Here is a 21,701-nt window from a genome sequence, read left to right as displayed (position 1 = left end):
CTCCCGCGCGACGACCCCCTGCGCCGCCGATCAGCCGAAGCGGCCGGAGATGTAGTCCTCGGTCGCCTTCTGGTCGGGGTTGCTGAAGATCTTCCCCGTCGGGTTGAACTCGATGAGCCGGCCCGGCTGGCCGACGCCGTTGAGGTTGAAGAAGCCGGTCTGCTCGCTCACCCGCGCGGCCTGCTGCATGTTGTGGGTGACGATCACGATGGTGAACCGCTCCTTCAGCTCGATCATCAGGTCCTCGATCGCCAGCGTGGAGATCGGGTCCAGGGCCGAGCACGGCTCGTCCATCAGCAGCACGTCGGGCTCGACGGCGATGGCCCGGGCGATGCACAGCCGCTGCTGCTGACCGCCGGACAGGCTCGACCCCGGACGGTCGAGGCGGTCCTTCACCTCGTTCCAGAGGTTGGCGCCCTTGAGGGAGCGCTCGACGAGGTCGTCGAGGTCGGCCTTCTTCATCTTGCGGCTGTTGAGCCGCACGCCCGCGGCGACGTTGTCGTAGATCGACATCGTCGGGAACGGGTTGGGCCGCTGGAACACCATGCCGATCTGCCGGCGGACGTCGACGGGGTCGGCGTCCGCGCCGTACAGGTCCTGGCCGTCCATGACGACCTTCCCCTCCACGCGGGCGCCCGGGATGACCTCGTGCATCCGGTTCAGCGAGCGCAGGAACGTCGACTTCCCGCAGCCCGACGGTCCGATCAGCGCGGTGATGCTCCGCGGCTCGATGGAGACGTTGACGCCCTCGACGGCGAGGAAGGTGCCGTAGTAGATGTCGAGGTCGGAGACGTCGATGCGCTTGGCCACGCTGTGGTCCCTTCGTTGGTCGGTGCTGACCCGGTCAGCGGCCGGTCTTGGGAGCGAAGAAGCGACTGATCAGTCGGGCGACCACGTTGAGGCCCATGACCAGCATGATGAGGAGCAGCGCCGCCGTCCAGGCGCGGTCGATGGCGAACTCCGGCGGGACGCCCGGCTGCGTGAGCTGGTAGTAGGCGTAGACCGGGAGGCTGGCCATCCGGGAGTCGAACGGGTCGAGGTTCGTGCCGTTCGTGATGCCGACGGTGATGAGCAGCGGCGCGGTCTCGCCGACGACGCGGGCGATGGCCAGCGTCACGCCGGTGCCCAGGCCGGCGATGGCGGTCGGGATGACGACCTTGACGATCGTCCGCCACTTGGGCACGCCGAGGGCGTAGGCGGCCTCGCGGAGCTCGTTGGGGACGAGCTTGAGGACCTCCTCGGCCGAGCGGACGACGACCGGGATCATCAGCACCGACAGGGCGACCGCGCCCATGATGCCCAGCCGGATTCCGGGGCCGAAGAACAGCGCGAACAGCGCGTAGGCGAACAGGCCGGCCACGATCGACGGGATGCCGGTCATGACGTCGACCAGGAAGGTGATCGACCGCTTGAGCCGGCCGCGGCCGTACTCGACGAGGTAGATGGCGGTCATCAGCCCGATCGGGACCGAGATCAGCGTCGTGAGGACGGTGATGATCAGCGTGCCCATGATCGCGTGGTAGGCGCCGCCGCCCTCGCCGACGATGCCGACGAGAGAGGAGCCGAAGAACTCGCCGTCCAGCCGCTCGATGCCGCGGCCGACGACCGTCCACACCAGGGCGACCAGGGGCACCACCGCGATGCCGAAGGCGCTCACGACCAGGCAGGTCACCAGTCGGTCGGTCGCCTTGCGCCGGCCCTCCACGACCCGGGAGAGGACGTAGGCGGCCACCGTGCCGAGGACGACCGTGTAGATGACGACCAGGGCGATGTTGAAGTCACCGAGCAGTTCGAGCAGGACCGCCACGACGGCCGCGGCGAGGAAGGCCGCCACCGGGGCCCACTGCGGGAGCCGGCGCCGGGAGCGCGCCCCCGCGACGTCGTCCGCCGACGCGCCGGTCGGGGTCGCGGTCGTCTGGAGGCTCATCAGTTGGCTCCGGAGAAGTCGGCCCGGCGGTTGACGATCCAGCGGGCGAGCATGTTGACGGCCAGGGTGATCACGAACAGCGCCAGCCCGCTGGCGATGAGGGTGTTCACGTCGATCCCGCTGGACTCCGGGAACTCGAGCGCGATGTTGGCGGCGACCGTCGAGGGGTTCCCGCTGCTGATCAGGTTGAACGTGATGCCACCGGAGACCGAGAGGACCAGCGCCACGGCCATCGTCTCGCCGAGGGCCCGGCCGAGCCCGAGCATCGCGCCGCCGATGATCCCCGACTTGCCGTAGGGGAGGACGGCCATCTTCACCATCTCCCAGCGGGTGGCCCCCAGCGCGAGCGCGGCCTCCTTGTGCAGCGTGGGCACCTGGAGGAAGACCTCGCGGGAGATGGCGCTGATGATCGGCAGGATCATGATGGCCAGGACCATGCCGGCGGTGAGCATCGTCCGGCCGGTGGAGGACGTCGGACCGGCGAACAGCGGGATGAACCCGAGGTTGGCCTCCAGCCACTGGTAGAAGGGCACCAGCTTCGGCGCGAGCCAGGCGATGCCCCAGAAGCCGTAGACGATGCTCGGGATCGCGGCCAGCAGGTCGACGACGTACCCCAGCCCCTGGGCCAGCCGGCGCGGGGCGTAGTGGGTGATGAAGAGGGCGATGGCCACCGCCAGCGGGGTGGCCACGACGAGGGCGATCACCGCGGACAGCAGGGTGCCGAAGACGAGGGGGAGGACGTAGCCGGCCAGGCCCTCGCCGCCGGGGATGTCGTCGCTGGGGGCGCTGAGCGCGGGCAGCGCCTCGACGATCAGGAACGCCGCGACACCGGCGAGGATGACGAGGATCAGGATGCCGGCGCCCTTGGCGCCACCGGCGAAGATGCGGTCGCCCGGCCGGCGGACCGGCTTGGCGGCGCCGGGTTCGGTCGGGGTCCTGGTGGCGGTCACCGATGCTCCGTGGGGTGTGGGCCGGGTGGGCGGGGCTGGGGCCTGCGGTGCGGTCGCCCGTCGCCGGGCGGAGCGACGGCCCGGGCGCCGTCTCGGCGTCCCGGGCCGTCACCCGTGCGGCTGGGATCAGCCGGCGGTGATGGCGTCGATCGCACCCTGGGCCTGCTCGCGCAGCGCGTCGGAGATGGGGGCGGATCCGGCGGCCTCGGCCGCCGCCTGCTGACCCTCCTCGCTGATCACGTAGCCCATGAAGTCCTTGACCAGGTCGGCCTTCTCCTGGTCGTCGTACTGGATGCAGCCGATGTGGTAGCTGACCAGCACGATCGGGTAGCTGCCCGACGCGGTGGTGTCGCGGGCGAGCTCGATGGCGAAGTCGTACTGCCCGCGGCCCGAGAGGGTCTCGGAGTTCTCGACGACGGCGGCCGCGGCCTCCGCGGTCGGCGCCACGAACTCCTCGCCGACGCCGATGCTGGCGACGCCGAGGTCGCCGGCCTGGGACAGGTCGGCGTAGCCGATGGTGCCGTTGCCCCCGCCGACCGCGCTGACCACGCCCGAGGTGCCCTGGGCGGCCTCGCCCCCGGCGACCGGCCAGTCACCGCTCGCCTCGTGCGGCCACGCCGCGGCGGCCGCGGCGGCCAGGTACTCGGTGAAGTTCTCGGTGGTGCCCGACTCGTCGGAGCGGTTCACCGGGGTGATGGCCAGGTCCGGCAGCGTGGCGCCGGGGTTGTCCGCGGCGATCGCCGGGTCGTTCCAGGTCGTGATCTGCTGGTTGAAGATGCCGGCGACCGTCTCGGGCGAGAGGCTCAGCTGGTCGACGCCCTCGATGTTGTAGACCACCGCGATCGGGGCGATGTAGTTGGGCAGCTCGAAGACCTCCCCGCCGGCGCAGCGCTCCTGCGCCTCGGCGAGCTCCTCGTCGTCCAGCGCCGCGTCGGACCCGGCGAAGTCGGTGCCGCCGGCGATGAACTGCTCGCGGCCGCCGCCGGAGCCCACCGGGTCGTAGTTCACCGTGACGCCGGACTGCACGCCGGAGTAGCCCGCGGTCCAGCCCTGCATGGCGGCCTGCTGGCTGCTGGCGCCGGCGCCCACGAGGGTCCCGCTCAGCTCGGTGGAGCCGCCGGTGCTGCCGCTGTCGCCGGCGTTCCCCTCGTTGGAGGCGCCACACGCGGCGAGCGCGAGGGTGCCGGCGAGCGCCGCCGAGAGAGCGACGGCGCGCGACCTGGTGCTGAGCTTCAACACGGTGCCTTTCGACGTGTGCCCGCGCGTCGACGCCGGGCAGCAGGGGACCAACGGGAACCGACGCTAGGCAGCCGAGGTGGACGCATCCGGGTTGCTCGGTGAACGCGAGGTGAACGCCGATCGAGGCTTGGTCGACGGGGTGAGAACCACGTCACGTCGAGCAGGTGAACGGGGGCGCGGCGGCTCGCGGCCGGCGCCGTACCGGTCCTAGAGGGCGCGGCGCCAGGAGACGTCGACGGCGTACCGGGTGAAGCCGCTGCGCTCGTAGAGCGTCACCGCGGCGGTGTTGTCCTCGTCGACGTACAGGAGGACCTGACCCAGGCCGCGGGCGCGCAGGTGCGCCAGCCCGAGGTCGGTGAGCGCCCGGCCCAGGCCCAGCCCCTGGGCGTCGGGGTCGATGCCCAGGACGTACACCTCGCCGACCGCGTCCGGGCCCTCGTCGCCAGGTGGGTGCACCTTGGTCCAGTGCGAGCCCAGCAGGGTGCCACCCGCGGCGGGGTCGCCGCGCCAGGCGAGGAAGAAGCCGGCGGGGTCGAACCAGGGCTCGGCCTCGCGCAGCCGGAGGTCCTCGACGGTCCAGGCGCCCTGCTCCGGGTGGGTGGCGAAGGCGCGGGCGTTGACCCGCAGCCAGGCGGCCTCGTCCCGCCCCGGCCGGAACGCCTCCACGTGCACGCCGTCGGGCAGGGCCGGACGCGGAGCCGGGTCGACCCCGTCGAGGTCCCGGCGCATCTGCAGCAGCACGCGGGCCCGCTGGTAGCCGTCGGCCGCCAGCTCGGCCGAGCCGGGCAGGTCGCCGTGCGCCCAGACCCGCAGGGGGCGGTCGCCGGCGAGTTCCTCGAGCCGGGTCAGCAGCGTGCGGCCGACGCCCTGCCGCCGGTGCGCGGGGGCGACGACCAGCTCGGCCTCGGCGTCCCCGGTGCCGTCGCCGCCCTCGAACCGGGCGTACCCCGCCGGCCCGCCGTCCGCCGCCGGGACCAGCACGTCCCGCCCACCGGCCGGGCCGCCGTGCTGCAGCCGCAGCTCGGCCTCCTCCGACAGCGGGCGCACGCCGTCCGCCGCGGCCGCGTCGCGCAGCAGCGCGAGCACGGCGCGGACGTCGGCGGCGTCGAGGCGCTCGACGTCCCGGACCGCGGAAGGAGCGGACAGGGCGGCCTCAGACCAGCTCGGTGTCGGCCTCGGCGCGCGCGGCCGCCGCGGTCGCGTCGGCGACCTGCTGGTCGAGCTTGTAGCCGACGTTGCGCACGGTGCCGATCAGCGCCTCGTGCTCGGTGCCGAGCTTGGCCCGCAGCCGGCGGACGTGGACGTCGACGGTGCGGGTGCCACCGAAGTAGTCGTAGCCCCAGATCTCCTGCAGCAGCTGCGCGCGGGAGAAGACCCGGCCCGGGTGCTGGGCCAGGTACTTGAGCAGCTCGAACTCCTTGTACGTGAGGTCGAGCGGGCGGCCGCGCAGCTTCGCCGAGTAGCTGTGCTCGTCGATGACCAGCTCACCGGCCTGGGTGACACCGCCGTCGAGGCCGTCGGCCGGGGTGGTGGCGGCCAGCCGGCGGGCGGTGGCCCACTTCAGCCGGGCGTCCACCTCGGCCGGGCCGGCGGTGTCGAGCAGGACGTCGTCGACACCCCAGTCGGCCGACAGCGCCACCAGGCCGCCCTCGGCGAGCACGGCCACCAGGGCCGACGCCACGCCGGTCGAGGAGAGCAGGCTGCACAGCGTGCGGGCCTGGATGAGGTCGTGGCGGGCGTCGACGAGGACCACGTCGCCGGAGTCGCCGTCCAGGAGGCTCGACAGCTCGGGGGGCACCACGCGGACCTGGTGCCCGAGCAGCCCGAGGGCCGGGAGCACCTCCGTCGTGGCCTGCCGCGCCGAGGTCATGAGCACGAGTCGCATGTGGTCTCCTCAAGGGAGCCGGGGACGAGATGTCGTCCGGGGGCCCACGACGGCGCTGTCGAGACGGAGACAGCAGGATAACCGACGTGTTGCCGAATCCTCCCGGGGTGACCGGTCCACGGCGAGTGACGGTGCACACCGGGGACGCCACCGCGTGGGAGGTGCCGGGCTCCGGACACGCCGAGAGCGGGGCATCCGGTCCGCTCGTCGGGCGGATCGGACGCCGGGCGTCTGAGACGATCACCGGGTGACCGCCGCCACGACCCGGGTCGAGCTGCCGGCGCGCAGCGGGCACCTGTTCGCGGCCGGGGCGGTCGCCGTCGCCGTGGTCCTCCTGGTGCTGCTGCCCGCCGAGTTCGGCGAGCGGGGGCGGCTGGCCGCGGTCGCCGTCCTGCAGGTGGCGCTGGTCGCCGCGTGGGTCCCGGCCACCGGGGTCCTCGCGCGGGCCGGCGCGCCGGTGCTGGGACTGGCCGGGGCCGCCGGTGCCGACGTGCTGCTGGTGGTGCCCGAGCGACCCGAGGTGGGCTCCCTGCTGGCCGTGCCGGGGCTGGGCTTCCTGGCCGCCGTGCTCCACCAGATGGTCCGCCGGGCGCCGCGGCGGGACGTCGTCGGTTCGCTGGCCGGCGTCCTGCTCCTGCTCTGCGCGGTGTGCGCGCTGGCGGTGCTGCTGCGGCTGGAGACCTCCGGTGAGGGCTCCCGGGTCGTGACGACGGCGCTGCTGGTCGTCGGGACGACGCTGCTGGTGGGACACCTCGTCGACCTCGTGCTGCCCCGGCCGCCGATCGCCGCCGAGCTGGCCCGCGGGGTCCCCGGCCTGGTGCTGTCGGTGCTGGCGGGCGCGGCCGTCGCGATGGTCCGCCACGGCTCCGGCGAGCTGTTCGAGGTGCTGACGGTGCTGCTGTTCGGCCTCGTGCTCGGCGGGGTCGCCGCGCTGGTCGCCCTGGTCGCCGACCACGTCGTCGCCGAGGGGCCGGGCAGCGCCTGGGCCGTGCCCCTGGTGCAGGCGGTGCTGCCGATCGCCGCGTTCGCGCCGGTCGCCTTCTCCCTCGTCCTGCAGAACGCGCTCTGAGGGCCGCGGGGTGCGCGCGCTGCTCGTCGTCCTGCTGCTCCTGCTCGGGCTGGCCGTGCTCGCCGACCGGGTCGGCGTCGGGATGGCCGAGGACCGCGTCGCCGCCGTCATCGCCGAGCGCGGCGCGCTGGCCGGGGAGCCCGACGTGGACATCCGGGGGTTCCCCTTCCTCACCCAGGCGGTCGGCGGCCGGTACGAGGACGTGCGGATCGCGCTGACCGCCGCCGACCTCGGGCAGCCCGAGGGCACCCGCGCCGACGTCGCGCTGCGCGGCGTGGCGGTGCCGCTGTCCGACGTCCTCTCCGGCTCGGTGGAGCAGGTGCCGGTCGAGCGCATCGACGGGACGGCGACGCTCTCCTACGAGCTGCTGGCCGCGCAGCTGGGCCCCGGCACCACGCTGGCCCGCGAGGGCGACGGGCTGCGGGTCGAGCGCACCGTGGAGCTCGCCGGCCTCACCCTGCCGCTCACCGCCGTCGGCACGGTGAGCCTGGACGGCGGCGACCTGGTGGTCGACGTCGACGAGGCCGCCGGAGCCGGGGTCGAGATCCCCGGGTTCCTGGTCGAGCGGGCCGGTGACCTGCTCGACCTGCGGTACCCGATCCCGGAGCTGCCGTTCGGGCTCCAGGTCACCGCCGTCACCCCGGCCGACGACGGTGTGGACGTCGCCGTCGAGGCCACCGACACCGTGCTGGGCGGCTGATCCGTGGGAACACCGCACCGCGGTGGCGGGTTGGCGCGGGAGTGAGTGCCACCGGAGCCGGAGTGCTGGCCGTCGCGCTGGTGCTGGTGGCGGCCGCCGCCTGGTGGCTGCGGAGGAGGGACGGCGCGGTGCGCGAGCCGGAGAGCGGAGCCGCGGAGGCGTCGACGACCGCCGTCCTGGCGCGACTGGGGGTGCGCCCCGGCGATGCCGACCTCACCGTCGTCCAGTTCTCCACCGCGTTCTGCGGACCGTGCCGGGCCACCCGGGCCCGGCTCCAGCAGCTGCGGGCCACCCGGCCGGGCCTCGCCTACGTCGACGTCGACGCGGAGAGCCACCTGGACGCCGTCCGCGAGCTCGACGTCCGCCGGACCCCGACGCTGTTCTACCTCGACCGCGCCGGTGGGGTCGTCGGCCGCAGCAGCGGGGCACCCCGCGCCGAGCAGCTCACCGCGCTGGTCGACGCCCACGTGGCCACCGCCGCCGGTGCGCGGGACAGGTGGGACGGGTGATCCGTTACCCTCGCGCCGTGGGCATCCTGCTGACCTCCCGCCGCACAGTCGACCTGTGCCGCGTCGGCAGCTGCCTGTGTCCGGGCGCCTGAGGGCGAGCCCGCCTCGTCCAGACGTGCCCTGACCGCCGTCCGGAAGCCCAGTACCCCATGTCTGCTGCCCCCCATCCGACCGAGCGACTGGTCGACGTCCGGGGTCCGCGTTTCGCCGCGTGGGTCACCAGCGTCGTCCTCGCCGTCGCCCTGCTCACCGCCGCCGGCTGGCTGGTCGCCGTCCAGGCGGCCGTCTTCGCGGTCGGTGCGGTCGCGGGCCTGCGGTACGCGCCCTACGGGGTGCTGTTCCGCGTCCTCGTCGCCCCGCGGCTCGGCCCGGTCCGCGAGCGGGAACCCGAGGCGCCGCCGCGCTTCGCCCAGCTCGTCGGCCTCGGCTTCGCCGTCGTGGGGGCCGCGGGGTACCTGTTCGGGGCGCCGCTCGTCGGCGCCGTCGCGACCGGCCTCGCGCTGGTGGCGGCCCTGCTCAACGCGGCCACCGGCTTCTGCCTCGGCTGCGAGCTGTACCTGACCGTCCGCCGGCTCGTGCCGGCGCGCGCCACCTGACCGATCCGCACACCCGACCACAGGGAGGAACACCCCCCATGAGCCGCAACGACGTGCTCGTCACCGCCGACTGGGCCCAGGAGCACCTCGGCACCTCCGGCCTCGTCTTCGTCGAGGTCGACGAGGACACCAGCGCCTACGACGGCGGCCACCTCGAGGGCGCGGTCAAGCTGGACTGGAAGAAGGACCTCCAGGACCCGCTGCGCCGCGACTTCGTCGACAAGGCCGGCTTCGAGGCCCTGCTCTCGTCCCGCGGGATCAGCAACGACGACACCGTGATCCTGTACGGCGGCAACAACAACTGGTTCGCCGCGTACGCCTACTGGTACTTCAAGCTCTACGGCCACGAGAACGTCAAGCTCATCGACGGCGGCCGCAAGAAGTGGGAGCTCGACGGCCGCCCGCTGTCGAAGGACCCGGTGGAGCGCCCTGCCACCCGGTACCAGGCCAAGGAGCCCGACCTCTCCATCCGTGCCTTCCGCGACGAGGTCGTCGCCTCGATCGGCTCGAAGAACCTCATCGACGTCCGTTCGCCCGACGAGTTCTCCGGCAAGATCCTCGCCCCCGCCCACCTCCCCCAGGAGATGGCGCAGAAGGGCGGGCACGTCCCCACGGCGAAGAACATCCCGTGGAGCAAGGCGGCCAACGAGGACGGCACGTTCAAGAGCGACGAGGAGCTGGCCAAGCTCTACGACGAGCAGGGCTACGACGACAGCAAGGCGACCATCGCCTACTGCCGGATCGGCGAGCGCTCGAGCCACACCTGGTTCGTGCTGCGCGAGCTGCTCGGCAAGCCCGACGTCAAGAACTACGACGGCAGCTGGGTCGAGTACGGCTCGCTCGTCGGCGTCCCGATCGAGAAGTGAGTTCGACCATGTGCGGAGCCCCGAAGCAGGGCAACGGTCTCGAGGGGATCGACCTGACCACGCAGACGGTGATCCAGGGCCAGGTGTGGCACGACGGCGCTCCCGTCGCCGGTGCCTACGTCCGGCTGCTGGACACGACCGACGAGTTCACCGCCGAGGTGGTCACCAGCCCCGAGGGTGAGTTCCGGTTCTTCGCCGCGCCGGGTCAGTGGAAGCTGCGCTCGCTCGCGCCGTTCGGCAAGGGCGAGCGGGTGCTGACCGCCGACGTCGGTCTCAACGAGACCACCGTCGCGATCGACTGACGACAGCCCCGGGAGGGGCCGAGCGCCCGCCCGGCTGGTGTGCCGGGCGGGCGCTGTCGTGTGCGGGGGTCAGTCGCAGAGCTCGGCCGGGGTGTCGCACCGGTTGTCGTCGAAGTCGACGTCACCGGTCCCGTCCGTGACCAGGTCGGCGGGCTCGTTGCCGAACACCCAGTTCTCCGCGACCGTGCCCATCGGGTCGAAGGGCATGAGCCCCGGCACCGAGGCGCTCGAGACCACCACGATGCCGCCCTCGACCGCGCTCTCGGCATCCGAGGCGTTGTCGGTGACCGTGTTGTGGTGCACCAGGAAGTCCTGGGCGCCGACGAGCGCGACGCCGGCCCCGCTGAGTGGCGGGATGCCCTCCTCGGGGACGCCGGCGCACACCTTGTTGTTGGCCGTCACCTCGTTCTCGGCGTACTCCCAGCCGCTGGCGAGACCGGGCGCGCCGGAGAGGACCAGCGTCCCGACGCAGTTGCCCTCGGCCACGTTGTGCTTGACCCACCCGTGGCTGGCGTTCCGGAAGAAGTAGCCCAGCTCGTTGCCGGTGGAGTGGTTGCCGTGGACGTCGGCCTGCGCGTCGGGGCTGTCGCCGACGTAGAAGCCGGCCTCGGTGTTCCCGACCGCGGCGTTGTGGTGGAACGTCGTCCCGTGGGTGACGAAGCTGGCCGCGCCGTACCCGCCGTTGTCCTCGAACCGGCTGTCCTCCACCTCGAGGTCCACGGTGCCGAGGCCGATCAGCCCGTTGCCGGTGAAGTCCTCGACCGTGATCCCGAGGACCGTCACGCCCTCCACGGCGTCGACGACCTCGATCTCCCCGGTCGGGTCGTCCTCCGCCGGGAACACGACCTCACCGAAGACGCAGATGCCCGAGATCCGCGCCTCGGCGCCCTCCTCCGCGGGTCCGTCGCACTGGGTGGGCTCGGCGTCGTCGGCCGGCCGGAGGACCACGTCGTAGCCGGACAGGGTGATGTGGTCGGTCGTGATCTCGACGTTCTGGTGGTAGGTGCCCGGTGGGATGTGGACGGTGTCGCCGGACTCGGCCCGGTCGACCGCCTCCTGTATGTCGAAGTCCTCCGGGTGGGCGTCGTCGGCCGAAGCCGGGCCGGCAAGGCCGAGCGTGGTGACGGCCGCGACCGACGCGACCACGAGGACTCGTGACCTGCGGATGCGCATGGGGCGTCTCCTCACCTCGTGGGGTGTCGTCCCCGATGGCCGGACGTCCGTGTCCGGCCGCGCTCCACCCCGTCGAACGCGGCGGAGCCTCCTCGCGGACGTCGGCGGGTGACCAGTCCTCGGGCCGCCGCACCCGGCGCGCCGTCCCCGACCGCGACCCCTCGGAGGACGGTGCGTGCCCGACGACCGGCGGGAACGTCAGAGACCGACCAGCCCGGCGAGCTCCGCCATCGCGCGGTCGAAGTAGCGGTCGGCGTCGACCACCGAGCCGACGAAGTGGCCGAACAGCTCGAAGCTGATCGTCCCGTAGACCGCGCTCCAGGCCAGCAGCGCGCGCAGCCGGACGGCGTCGTCGAGCGCGGGGTGCTCGCCGCCGAGGACGGTCACCGTGTCGTCGCTGATCAGCGAGGCGTCCCGCGGCACCCCTGCCCCCTCGGGCAGTGCGCCTCCGCGGGCGGCGTCGCCGAGCACCCGGCCCAGGACGATGCCGACGCGGGCGGCGGCGGGCACCGTGTCCCGGGGGGCCGCGTAGCCGGGGACGGGGGACCCGTAGAGCAGTGCGTACTCGTGCGGGTGGGCGCGGGCCCACGCCCGGACGGCCCGGCAGACGGCCAGCCACCGGTCCCGCGGCGCGGCAGTCGGGTCGTCGGCCGTCTCGGCGGCTGCCCCGAGCGCGTCGTAGCCGTCGATGATCAGTCCGGTGAGCAGGTCGTCGCGGCTCGGGAAGTAGCGGTAGAGCGCCGAGGAGGCCATCCCCAGCTCCCGCGCGACGGCGCGCAGCGACAGGGCGGCGGCGCCCACCTCGGCCAGTTGCCGGCGCGCGGCGTCGGTGATCTCGGCCGTGAGCTCGGCCCGGACGCGTTCGCGCGCGGTGGTCGGCATGCACCCATCGTCGCTCGTGCGAGCACCGCACGCAAGTGAGAGCGCCGCTCTTGACGCCACGTCCCGCAATGTGCGAGCGTCGTCCGCAAGCGAGAGCACTGCTCTCGAAACGCGACGAGGAGGACGACGTGGCACTGCACGTGATCGTGGGCAAGGGCGCGGTCGGGACGACGACGGCGGAGCTGCTGGCCGCGCAGGGGCACCGCGTCCGCGTGCTCTCGCGCAGCGGCGGGCGATCGACCGAGGCCGTCGAGCACCGGGCGGTCGACGCGACCGACGCCGGCGCGCTGACCGACGCGACCCGCGGGGCCGCCGCCCTCTACAACGCGGTCAACCCCGCCTACCACCGCTGGCCGACCGACTGGCCGCCGGTCGCCGCGGCCCTGCTGGAGGCGGCCGAGCGCACCGGCGCGGTGCTGGTGACGATGTCCAACCTCTACGTCTACGGCCGCCCGAGCGGCCCGATGACGCCGGACAGCCCGCTGGCCGCCACCGACCGCAAGGGGCGGGTGCGGCTCGCGATGTGGCGGGCGGCGCTCGCCGCGCACGAGGCCGGCCGGATCCGGATGACCGAGGCGCGGGCCGCGGACTTCGTCGGCCCCCAGGTGCCGGCCGAGCACTCCCACCTGGGCCGCCAGCTGTCCGCCGTGCGTCGCGGCCGGCGGGCCTGGGTGGTCGGCGACCCGGATGCGCCGCGCAGCTGGGCGTACCTGCCCGACGTCGCCGCCACGCTGGCGACCCTGGGGACCGACGAGCGGGCGCTCGGGCGGGCCTGGCACGTGCCGAGCACGCCACCACGGTCGCAACGCCAGGCGATCGGCGACCTGGCCGCCGCGCTCGGCGTGCCGCCGGTGCCGGTCAGCGGCATCCCCTGGCCGGTGCTGCGCGCGATCGGGACGGTCTCCCCGCTCATGCGGGAGGTGGTCGACGTCCGGCACCAGTTCGACCAGGAGTACGTCATCGACGCGACGGCGACCACCGCGGTCCTCGGTCTGACCGCGACCCCGTGGGCGCAGGTCCTGGCGGCGACGGCGGGGGCGGTGCCGGCTCCCGCGTGACGAAGGCCCCCGGCCTCCGCACGCTCAGGACGGTGCCCTGGACGGGGCCGTTCCAGCGCCCTCACCAGGCGGCCCTACGGTGGAGCGCATGGTCTCTGCCTGGGTCCTCGTCGCCCTGGCGTCGTTCGCCGCCGTGGGCAGCGGCTACGGCGCCGTCCGGCTCGCCCGACGCCCGAGGGGGACGGGCCGGTGAGCGACGCCACCGAGCTGCCCGTCCCCGACACCGTCGACGTCCGCTCCGGTCCCGAGGTCTCCGAGGAACTGCTGGCGATCCTGCCGCTGCTCGGCGAGTGGCACGGGGAGGGGCAGGCGGCCGGTGCCGGCGGCGACCACCGGTTCGGCCAGTGGGTCCGCTTCAGCCACGACGGCCGCGGCTTCCTCGCCTACGACTCCCGGACCTGGCGGCTCTCCGACGGCGGGGAGGTCATCGGGCCGGAGACCCGGGAGTCCGGCTTCTGGCGGCCCCGGGGCCGGGACGACGTCGAGCTGCTGGTCACCAGCCCGGACGGGCTGGTCGAGATCTACGTGGGCCGGGCCCGGACGACGACCAGCTGGGAGCTCACCAGCGACGTCGTCGCCCGCACGCCCGACGCGCCCGACGTGAGCCGCGCCGTCCGGCTCTACGGCATCGTCGAGGGCGCGCTCATGTACGCCGTCGACCGCGCCGCGGGGGACCAGCCGCTGCGCCCGACCATGTCCGCCCGCCTGGAGCGGATCCGGTGACCGGGCCGACCACCCCGAGACAGGTCGCCGACCGCTACGTCGACGCGGTCTGCGACCTGGACCCGATCGTGGCGACCTCGCTCGGCACCCGGCCGGGCGACGACCGGTTGCCCGACCCGAGCCCGGAGGGGCTCGAGGCCGAGGCCGGGCTGGCCCGCGACACCCTCGCCGAGCTGGACCGGGTGCTGGCCGCGGACCCGGGCCTGGCGGAGGACCCGGTCGAGCGGCGGTGCGCCCGGCTGCTGCGCGAGCGGCTCGACGCCGAACTGGCGCTGCACGAGGCGGGGGAGGGGCTGCGCGCGCTGTCCAACCTGTTCAGCCCGGTGCACTCCATCCGGCAGGTCTTCCTGCTCATGCCGGCGGCCACCGAGGAGGAGTGGGCGGTCATCGCCCGCCGGATGGCCCGGGTGCCGGAGGCCTACCGCGGGTACCGGGCGTCGCTGGAGGAGGGCGCCCGGCGCGGCACGTTCGTGGCGCCGCGGCAGGTGGCCACCGTGGTCGACCAGCTCGGCGAGTGGCTGGCCGGGCCCTTCTTCGCCGGCTTCGCCGCCGGCGGGCCGGAGTCGTTGCGCGGCGACCTCGAGCGGTCGGCCCGCGCCGCCGACGACGCGGTCGCCGGGATCCGGGACTTCCTCCGCGACAGCTACGGCCCGCAGGCGGAGGGCACGCCGGACGCCGTCGGCCGGGAGCGGTACGCGCTGCACGCCCGCCGCTGGACCGGCTCGGACCTCGGCGCCGGCGACGGGCTGGAGGAGGCCTGCGCCTGGGGGTGGGCCGAGCACCGGCGGCTCCAGGCCGAGCAGCGGGCCGAGGCCGACCGCGTCGTCCGCGGCGCGACGCCGATGGAGGCGATGCGCTGGCTGGACGTGCACGGCCCGGCCGTGGACGGCGTCGACGCCGTCCGGGAGCGGCTGCAGGCGATGATGGACGAGGCGATCGCGGCCCTCGACGGCACGCACTTCGACCTCGCGGAGCCGGTCCGCCGCGTCGAGGCGATGATCGCGCCGCCCGGCAGCGCCGCGGCGCCCTACTACACCCGCCCCGCGCAGGACTTCTCCCGCCCCGGCCGCACGTGGCTGCCCACCCTGGGCCGCGAGCGATTCCCGCTCTGGGACCTCACCTCGATCTGGTACCACGAGGGCGTTCCGGGCCACCACCTGCAGCTGGCCCAGTGGGCGCACGTCTCCACGCAGCTGTCGACCTACCAGGCGTCGCTGGGCTCGGTCGGCGCGAACGTCGAGGGGTGGGCGCTGTACGCCGAGCGGCTGATGGACGAGCTCGGGTACTTCGCCGACCCCGGCACCCGGCTCGGCTACCTCGACGCCCAGCAGCTGCGGGCGATGCGCGTGGTCGTCGACATCGGCATGCACCTGCGGCTGCCGGTCCCGGACGACGCCGAGGGCGCGCTGGCCGAGCACCGCGGCCGGCCCTGGACACCGGAGCTGGCCCGCGCCTTCTTCGGCGAGCACAGCGGCAGCACCACCGACTTCCTCGACAGCGAGCTGATCCGCTACCTGGGCCTCCCCGGGCAGGCGATCAGCTACAAGCTGGGCGAGCGGGCCTGGCTGGAGGGCCGGGCGGCGGCGCGGCGGGCCCGCGGTGAGGACTTCGACCTCAAGGCGTGGCACATGGCGGCGCTGTCGCAGGGTTCGCTCGGCCTCGACGACCTCGCCGCGGAGCTCGCCGTCCTCTGAGCTGAGGGGCAGAAATGGCCATTTCTGCCCCTCACTCGGGGGCGTCGACGGGTGGCGGGTTGAGCGTGTCGGCGTCCCACGTGGTGCGCTGGCCGGCGTCGACCTCGGCCACCTCGAGCCCGGGGGTGGCGAGCAGGTCGGCCACGCACGCGGGGCTGCCGGCCACGTAGGTGGTGACCAGGTCGATGTCGGTCGCCACCACCCAGGCCCGGTCGGCCGGCCACCACAGGTTCGCGCTCTGCTCGGCCGGCTCGGGCGCCAGGTTGGCGGCGGCCAGCCCGACCGGACCCCGGACCAGCCACATCGCGCGCCCGGGCAGCGCCAGCGCCGGCCGGTCGGCCGCGGGGAACCCGAAGCCGGACCAGACGCCGAACCAGCAGTCTCCCGGCGTCGTGGTGTGCCGGGCCAGCACCTCGGCCAGCCGCGCCGCCACGGTCACGGGGAGGTGTCCCATCGCGGGGGCGCCGTCCCACAGCGGGGACTGGTCGGCCTCGTCGAAGAACTCCATCGCGCCGGTGATCGAGCCCCACTCCATGGCCGGGTGGACGACGCTGCCGTTGCCGGCGGCGACCTCGGTCCAGCTCACGTCGACGTCGTCGAGGCCGGCGTAGCGCGCCGCCGGGTGGAAGACGCGGGCGTAGGCCGGGAAGTGGGGTGGGACGAGGGAGCCGACGACGTGCTCGTCGAGCGGCCGCAGCGCGGCGGCGATCCAGGCGCCGGCGGAGGTGTCGTCCACGGTGCCGGCCTCCCCGCCCACCCCGCCGGCGATCGCCACCTGACCTCCCCCGAGGACGGACAACCCCCGGGCTGCTCCGCGGCGCGGCCCCGCCGGAGCGGGGAGCAGCACGCGGGCCGACTGGACAAGTGTCGGCGGCCCGGGGGTCGGGTGACTGTCCGGTTCTCGCTCGCCGCCGTACGACGGACGGGCGATCTGCCGTCGCTCAGACTGTCGTCTGAACGGGCGGCCCATCTGGACGGCGGCTAGCGGACAGCCACCTCACGAGTCCGATAAGCATGCAAGTGTCGGACCACCTCCTCTCTCGTGTACTTCGACGGTACGTCGGCTCCGAGGGGTCGGCAACGCAGATTCTCAGCCCTCGGCGGAACCCCGTTGGTAGACGTCGGGGACGCCGTCGCCGTCCGCGTCGACCGTCTCCTCCGCGTGGATCCGCCGGTAGCGGCGGTTGCGCAGCCGCAGGACGACGGTGGCCAGCAGCGCCGCCGCCATCGTGCCGGTGAGGATGCCGACCTTTGCGTGGTCGTAGGTCGCCGAGCCCAGGCCGAACGCCAGTTCGGTGATGAGCAGCGAGACGGTGAACCCGATGCCGCCCAGCAGGGCGAGCCCCACGACGTCGGGCCAGCCCAGCGACTCGTCGAGCTCGGCCCGCGTGAACCGGGACACAACCCAGGTGGCGGCGGTGATGCCGATCGCCTTGCCCGCGACCAAGCCCACGGCGATGCCGAGCGCGACGCTGTCGGTCACCGAGGCGCCGAGCCCGGAGAGGCCGCCGACGGCGACGCCGGCGGAGAAGAACGCGAACACCGGGACGGCGAAGCCGGCCGACAGCGGCCGCAGCCGGTGCTCGAGCTGCTCGGCCAGCCCGGGCCCGGCGTCCGGGCCCGGGCTGGCCGCGCTGTGCAGCACCGGGACGGTGGAGGCCAGCAGCACCCCGGCGACGGTGGCGTGCACGCCCGACTCGTGCACCAGCACCCAGGTGACCGCGGCGAGCGGGAGCAGCAGCCACCCTGCCGTCCGCCCACCCCACCACCCCGCCGAACGGATCCGCTTCTGGACGAGCAGCCCGAACAGGGCCAGCGGCACGAGCGCGAGCAGCAGCGGGACGATCGAGAGGTCGTCGGTGTAGAAGATCGCGATGACCGCGATGGCGAGCAGGTCGTCGACGACGGCCAGCGTGAGCAGGAAGGTGCGCAGTGCGCTGGGCAGGTGCGTGCTGATCACCGCCAGCACGGCCAGGGCGAAGGCGATGTCCGTGGCCGAGGGGATCGCCCAGCCGCGCAGCGCGCCGTCCTCCCGCCCGAGGTTGAGCAGGACGAAGAACGCCGCGGGCACCACCATGCCGCCGACCGCCGCGGCCACCGGCAGCGCGGCCCGGCGCGGTTCGCGCAGGTCGCCGGCGACGAACTCCCGCTTGAGCTCCAGCCCCGCGACGAAGAAGAAGACCGCCAGGAGTCCGTCGGCCGCCCAGGTGCCGAGCGTGAGATCCAGGTGCAGGGACGCCGGCCCGACCCGGGTGTCCCGCAGCGTCTCGTACCCCTCGGACCAGGGGGAGTTCGCCCACACGAGCGCGACGGCCGCCGCGAGGAGCAGCAGCGCGCCGCCCATGGTCTCCTGACGGAGCACGGCGGCGATCCGGCTGGTCTCGGTCCAGGAGCCGCGGCCGAAGAGGCGGGAGGGCGTCGTCACGGCGGCTGCTCCAGGGGAGGGGGTCGGGGCGGACGTTGCCGACCAGACTTCCCGGCGCACCTGCGGCAGACCCTACCGGGGCACCTCTCGAGCCCGCCCGGCGTCCGCGCCGTGCTCCGTACAGTGGGCGCCGTGAGTCCCCGCCCGGTCGTGCCCGTCCCGAGCCGCCGGTGAGGCTCGCCGACCTCGCCGGCCGCCGGGTCGGCGTCTGGGGGCACGGCCGCGAGGGGCGCGCCGCCGTCCGGGCCGCGCTGGCCGCCGGCGCCGCGGGCATCGTCGTCGTCGACGCCGTGCCTCCTGCGCCGGAGGACCTGCCGCCGGGTGCCCGGGCGGGTACCGACGTCGCCGCGCTCGCCGGCTGCGACGTCGTCCTCCGCTCGCCGGGGATCAGCCCGTACCGCGAGGACGCGCGGGCCCTGGCGGCCCGGACCACGCTGGCCTCCGGCACCGGTGTCGCGCTGGCCGAGTTCGGCGCCCGTGCGGTGCCCACCCTCTGCGTCACCGGCACGAAGGGGAAGAGCACCACCAGCGCGCTGGCCGCGGCGGTGCTGACCGCGGCCGGCCGGCCCGCCGTGCACGCCGGGAACATCGGGACGCCGCTGCTCGACGTCCTGCTCGACGGCTCGGTGACCGACGGGACCGCGTTGGTCGTCGAGGTCTCCAGCTACCAGGCCGCGGCCGTGGACGAGTTCTCCGGGTGGGGCGCGCTCACCTCGCTCGCGCCCGAACACCTCGACTGGCACCGCACCGTCGAGGCGTACTACCGCGACAAGCTGCACGTCTTCGCCCACTGCGCGCCGGGCTCGGTGGTGGCCGCCGCGCCGGTGCGCGAGGTGGCCGGGCGGTACCTCGACCCGGCCGTGCTGGTCGACCCGGCCGAGCTGGTCGCCCCCGAGCAGCTCGCCGGGTTCCGGCCCGCTCACCTGCCGGGCCTGCACAACGTGGCCAACGTGCACGTGGCGCTGGCCGCCTGCGTCCGGATGGGCGTGGACCTGGGCGCCCACGGCGACGCCGTCCGTGCCGCCGTGGCCGGCTTCCGGGCGCTGCCGCACCGGCTGGCGCCGGTCGCCACGCTGGACGGCGTCACCTTCGTCGACGACACCCTGAGCACCACGCCGGTCTCGGTGCTGGCCGCCCTCGACGCCTTCGCCGCGCAGCCGGTCACGCTGATCGCCGGCGGGCAGGACCGCGGCCTGGACTACGCCGACCTCGCCCGCGCCGTCGTCGCCCGGGAGGGCGCCGTCCGGGTGGTCGCCGTGCCCGACACCGGCGCCCGGCTGACCGCCGACGTGCGGGCCGCGGCGGCCGACCGCGGGCTGCCGCCGCCGGTGACCGAGGCCGGAGACCTCGCCGAGGCCGTCGCCGAGGCGGTGCGGACGACGCCGCGCGGAGGCGTCGTGCTGCTCTCGCCCGGCGCGCCCAGCTACAACCGCTACCGCAACTACGAGGAGTTGGCACGGACCTATGAGCAGATCCTCGGGGCCGTCGGAGCGGACCGTGTCTGACGCGTTCGTCATCGCGGAGCGGTCCATCGACCTGACCACCGGCGAGGCCGCCTTCACCTTCCGGCTGGCCGGCGACGAGTTCACCGAACGGCTGACGCTGGACACCGAGCGGCTGGCCGGCGCGGACCCCGCCCGGCTGGACGCCGCGCTGGACCTCGTCCACCTGGTCATGGGCACCAGCTACTACAAGCTGCGCGCACCCGGCCGGGTGACCGTGGCCCGGCCGCTGACCAAGGCGCAGCTCGCCGTCGCCGAGGCCGCCTACACGTCCGGCCTCGGCGAGTTCGCCGCGGTGAACCGGCTGCCCGTGCCGCACGCGGTGGAGTTCGACGTCGAGGTGCGGCCGGCCGACCCGGTGCCGGCCGACGCCGGGGGCGGCGGGGCGCTGCTGCCCGTCGGCGGGGGCAAGGACTCCGCGCTGGCGTTGGTCGTCGTCTCGCCGGCGACCGCGCTGGCGGTCAACCCGACCGGCGCGCAGCGCGACGTCGCGACCGCCGCGGGGGTGCCGCTGATCGGCGTCCGCCGCCGGCTGGACCCCCTGCTCGCCGAGCGGACGGCGGCCGGCGGGCTCAACGGGCACGTGCCGGTCACCGCGATCAACTCGGCGATCTCCACGCTGGTCGCCGTCCTGGGCGGCTTCGACCCGGTGGTGTTCGCCAACGAGCGCTCCGCCGACGAGGAGACGCTGGAGATCGACGGCGCCCGGGTCAACCACCAGTACTCGAAGTCCTACGAGTTCGAGCGGCTGTTCGCCGCGGCCGCCGCCGAGCTGGGGGTGGGCTACTTCAGTCTCACCCGGCAGCTGTCGGAGCTGGCCACGGTCGCGGCGGTGGCCGCGCTGCCCGACCTGCGCGGCGAGATCCTCAGCTGCAACCGGTCGTACACGCAGAAGCACATGGGCGGGGAGGCGACCCAGCGCTGGTGCCTGCACTGCGACAAGTGCCTGTTCACCTTCCTGTGCTTCGCGGTCTTCCTCGGCCCCGAGGAGGCGGTCGCGATGTTCGGCGGCGACCCGCTGGAGGACCTCGCCCTCGCCGACGGCTTCCGCAAGCTGTGGGCCACCGAGAAGCCCTTCGACTGCGTGGGCGAGCGGGCCGAGAGCGCCGCCGCGATGGCGCACCTGGCGGGCAGCTCGGCGTGGGGCGGCCGCCCGGTCGTGCGGGCGCTGGGCGACGAGGCGGCGTCCTTCGCCGCGGTCACCGGCGCGACGGTGGCCGGGTTCCTCGAGCCGCGCGGTGAGCACGCCGTCCCGCCGGCGTACCTCACCTCCCTGCAGCGGGTGCTGGCGGAGGCCCGCCCGCCGGTCGGGTGAACGAGCAGCTCGCCGCCATCGAGCGGGCGGTGCTGCGGCCGGGCGCCCGTGACGTCACCGGCATCGGGGCGGCCGTGACCGGTCAGCTCGCGCGGCTGGCCGGGGACCTGGCCGCCGCCGGTGCCGCCGGCACGCGGGTCGGACTGGCCACCGGCGTGCACATCGCCTGGGCGCCCACCCCGGCCGCCGAGACCGACGGCCCCGTCGGCGCCGCCGTCCTCGCCGCGGCGCTGGCCGCGCTCGGCGCCGAGCCGGTCGTGCTCACCGACGACCCGTGCGCCGACGTCACCGGCGCCTGCCTCGACGTCCTGGGTGCCGGGCGGCTCACGGTCGTGCCGGCCGGCGCGGACGACGGCGCGGTGGCCGGCCGGGTGGCCGGGCTCGGGCTGTCCCACCTGGTCGCCGTCGAGCGGCTCGGGCCGAACGCCGACGGCCGGGTGATGACCATGCGGGCGGTGGACATCACGGCGTCGACCGCGCCCCTGCACGCCGCCTTCGCCCTGCCCGGTCTGGTCACCGGGGCGGTCGGCGACGGCGGCAACGAGATCGGCATGGGCAACGTCCCCGCCGACGTGGTCGCCGCCTGCATCGCGCACGGGGAGCGGATCGCCTGCCGCGTCCCGGTGGACGCCCTGGTGACCGCGGGCACCTCCAACTGGGGCTGCTACGCCCTGGTCGCCGCGCTCGCGGTGCTGGTCCCGGACCGCGCCGGCGCCCTGCGGGCGCTGCTGGACCCGGCGGTCGACGCCGCGGTGCTCGCCGCGGCCACCGCCGCCGGGGGGATCGACGGGGTCACCGGCCGGCCGGGCGCCTCGGTCGACGGCGTGCCGACGGCGGAGTACGCCGACCTGATCCGGGCACTCCGGGTGCTGGCCCGGGCATAGGC

22 protein-coding genes are annotated in these 21,701 nt (G+C 74.6%); 12 read left to right on the top strand and 10 right to left on the bottom strand.

Translation table 11 applies throughout. The annotated features are described in order from the left end of the window. Window positions 1–30 precede the first annotated feature (30 nt). The 6 genes from pstB to MY520_RS03575 form a co-directional block, all read right to left on the bottom strand. Window positions 31–810, bottom strand: a complete 780-nt coding sequence (gene pstB, locus MY520_RS03600) for a phosphate ABC transporter ATP-binding protein PstB (RefSeq protein WP_436690179.1) — start codon at window positions 808–810, stop codon at window positions 31–33. Between the two features lie 34 nt (window positions 811–844). After that, entirely contained in the window at window positions 845–1,927 is a 1,083-nt protein-coding gene (gene pstA / locus MY520_RS03595; protein ID WP_436690177.1) for a phosphate ABC transporter permease PstA, read from the bottom strand. Beyond that, window positions 1,927–2,877, bottom strand: a complete 951-nt coding sequence (gene pstC, locus MY520_RS03590) for a phosphate ABC transporter permease subunit PstC (protein ID WP_436690175.1) — start codon at window positions 2,875–2,877, stop codon at window positions 1,927–1,929. Before pstC ends, pstA begins: the two co-directional genes overlap by 1 nt. A 126-nt stretch (window positions 2,878–3,003) precedes the next feature. Continuing rightward, a complete protein-coding gene (gene pstS / locus MY520_RS03585) occupies window positions 3,004–4,116 on the bottom strand; it encodes a phosphate ABC transporter substrate-binding protein PstS (protein ID WP_436690173.1) in 1,113 nt (370 codons plus the stop codon). Window positions 4,117–4,323: 207 nt separating this feature from the next. Further along, a complete protein-coding gene (mshD, locus tag MY520_RS03580; RefSeq protein WP_436690323.1) occupies window positions 4,324–5,262 on the bottom strand; it encodes a mycothiol synthase in 939 nt (312 codons plus the stop codon). Window positions 5,263–5,269: 7 nt separating this feature from the next. After that, window positions 5,270–6,001 carry a winged helix-turn-helix transcriptional regulator gene (locus MY520_RS03575; RefSeq protein ID WP_436690171.1) on the bottom strand — a complete coding sequence of 244 codons (732 nt, stop codon included), beginning with the start codon at window positions 5,999–6,001 and terminating at the stop codon, window positions 5,270–5,272. Between the two features lie 247 nt (window positions 6,002–6,248). Here MY520_RS03575 and MY520_RS03570 point away from each other — a divergent pair, with 247 nt between their 5' ends. The 6 genes from MY520_RS03570 (at window position 6,249) to MY520_RS03545 (ending at window position 10,043) form a co-directional block, all read left to right on the top strand. Continuing rightward, on the top strand, window positions 6,249–7,070 hold the full coding sequence (locus MY520_RS03570) for a hypothetical protein (RefSeq protein WP_436690169.1): 822 nt from the start codon (window positions 6,249–6,251) through the stop codon (window positions 7,068–7,070). Window positions 7,071–7,080: 10 nt separating this feature from the next. Further along, a complete protein-coding gene (locus MY520_RS03565; protein ID WP_436690167.1) occupies window positions 7,081–7,770 on the top strand; it encodes an LmeA family phospholipid-binding protein in 690 nt (229 codons plus the stop codon). A gap of 41 nt (window positions 7,771–7,811) precedes the next feature. Beyond that, a complete protein-coding gene (locus MY520_RS03560; protein WP_436690165.1) occupies window positions 7,812–8,279 on the top strand; it encodes a thioredoxin family protein in 468 nt (155 codons plus the stop codon). Window positions 8,280–8,428: 149 nt separating this feature from the next. After that, complete coding sequence (locus MY520_RS03555) at window positions 8,429–8,875, top strand: DUF4395 domain-containing protein (RefSeq protein WP_436690163.1); 447 nt, start codon at window positions 8,429–8,431, stop codon at window positions 8,873–8,875. A gap of 38 nt (window positions 8,876–8,913) precedes the next feature. Continuing rightward, window positions 8,914–9,741 carry a sulfurtransferase gene (locus tag MY520_RS03550; protein WP_436690161.1) on the top strand — a complete coding sequence of 276 codons (828 nt, stop codon included), beginning with the start codon at window positions 8,914–8,916 and terminating at the stop codon, window positions 9,739–9,741. Next, on the top strand, window positions 9,738–10,043 hold the full coding sequence (locus tag MY520_RS03545; RefSeq protein WP_436690159.1) for a DUF1416 domain-containing protein: 306 nt from the start codon (window positions 9,738–9,740) through the stop codon (window positions 10,041–10,043). The genes MY520_RS03550 and MY520_RS03545 overlap by 4 nt, the downstream gene beginning before the upstream one ends. 69 nt (window positions 10,044–10,112) lie before the next feature. Here the strand turns inward: MY520_RS03545 and MY520_RS03540 are convergent, their stop codons facing one another. Beyond that, complete coding sequence (locus MY520_RS03540; RefSeq protein ID WP_436690157.1) at window positions 10,113–11,216, bottom strand: right-handed parallel beta-helix repeat-containing protein; 1,104 nt, start codon at window positions 11,214–11,216, stop codon at window positions 10,113–10,115. A gap of 198 nt (window positions 11,217–11,414) precedes the next feature. Then, on the bottom strand, window positions 11,415–12,098 hold the full coding sequence (locus MY520_RS03535) for a TetR/AcrR family transcriptional regulator (protein ID WP_436690155.1): 684 nt from the start codon (window positions 12,096–12,098) through the stop codon (window positions 11,415–11,417). Between the two features lie 128 nt (window positions 12,099–12,226). Here MY520_RS03535 and MY520_RS03530 point away from each other — a divergent pair, with 128 nt between their 5' ends. From MY520_RS03530 to MY520_RS03520, 3 genes are all read left to right on the top strand, one after another. After that, complete coding sequence (locus MY520_RS03530; RefSeq protein WP_436690153.1) at window positions 12,227–13,156, top strand: NAD-dependent epimerase/dehydratase family protein; 930 nt, start codon at window positions 12,227–12,229, stop codon at window positions 13,154–13,156. Window positions 13,157–13,345: 189 nt separating this feature from the next. Then, the gene (locus MY520_RS03525; RefSeq protein ID WP_436690151.1) at window positions 13,346–13,879 is read left to right on the top strand and encodes an FABP family protein; all 534 of its coding nucleotides are present in this window, start codon (window positions 13,346–13,348) and stop codon (window positions 13,877–13,879) included. Beyond that, on the top strand, window positions 13,876–15,573 hold the full coding sequence (locus MY520_RS03520; protein WP_436690149.1) for a DUF885 domain-containing protein: 1,698 nt from the start codon (window positions 13,876–13,878) through the stop codon (window positions 15,571–15,573). Before MY520_RS03525 ends, MY520_RS03520 begins: the two co-directional genes overlap by 4 nt. A gap of 31 nt (window positions 15,574–15,604) precedes the next feature. On the opposite strand, the gene MY520_RS03515 is transcribed toward MY520_RS03520, so the two are convergent. Together MY520_RS03515 and nhaA are read right to left on the bottom strand one after the other, a co-directional pair. Beyond that, window positions 15,605–16,348 (bottom strand): hypothetical protein, encoded by a 744-nt coding sequence (locus MY520_RS03515; RefSeq protein WP_436690147.1) that lies wholly within the window; start codon window positions 16,346–16,348, stop codon window positions 15,605–15,607. Between the two features lie 315 nt (window positions 16,349–16,663). Then, complete coding sequence (gene nhaA / locus MY520_RS03510) at window positions 16,664–17,998, bottom strand: Na+/H+ antiporter NhaA (protein WP_436690145.1); 1,335 nt, start codon at window positions 17,996–17,998, stop codon at window positions 16,664–16,666. 170 nt (window positions 17,999–18,168) lie between these two features. On the opposite strand from nhaA, the gene murD reads away from it, so the two are divergent. The 3 genes from murD to MY520_RS03495 are packed head-to-tail and all read left to right on the top strand — an operon-like array spanning window position 18,169 to window position 21,699. Next, window positions 18,169–19,503, top strand: coding sequence for a UDP-N-acetylmuramoyl-L-alanine--D-glutamate ligase (murD, locus tag MY520_RS03505; RefSeq protein ID WP_436690143.1), 1,335 nt, complete (start codon window positions 18,169–18,171; stop codon window positions 19,501–19,503). Further along, window positions 19,496–20,815 (top strand): hypothetical protein, encoded by a 1,320-nt coding sequence (locus tag MY520_RS03500; protein ID WP_436690141.1) that lies wholly within the window; start codon window positions 19,496–19,498, stop codon window positions 20,813–20,815. The genes murD and MY520_RS03500 overlap by 8 nt, the downstream gene beginning before the upstream one ends. Then, on the top strand, window positions 20,812–21,699 hold the full coding sequence (locus tag MY520_RS03495; RefSeq protein WP_436690139.1) for a glutamate cyclase domain-containing protein: 888 nt from the start codon (window positions 20,812–20,814) through the stop codon (window positions 21,697–21,699). The genes MY520_RS03500 and MY520_RS03495 overlap by 4 nt, the downstream gene beginning before the upstream one ends. Window positions 21,700–21,701 lie beyond the last annotated feature (2 nt).

The sequence above is a fragment of the Geodermatophilus sp. CPCC 205506 genome, assembly GCF_051383635.1.
GTDB lineage: Bacteria > Actinomycetota > Actinomycetes > Mycobacteriales > Geodermatophilaceae > Geodermatophilus.
The sequence above is the reverse complement of the archived record's forward strand: the minus strand, read 5'-3'. Positions and strand labels throughout refer to the sequence as shown.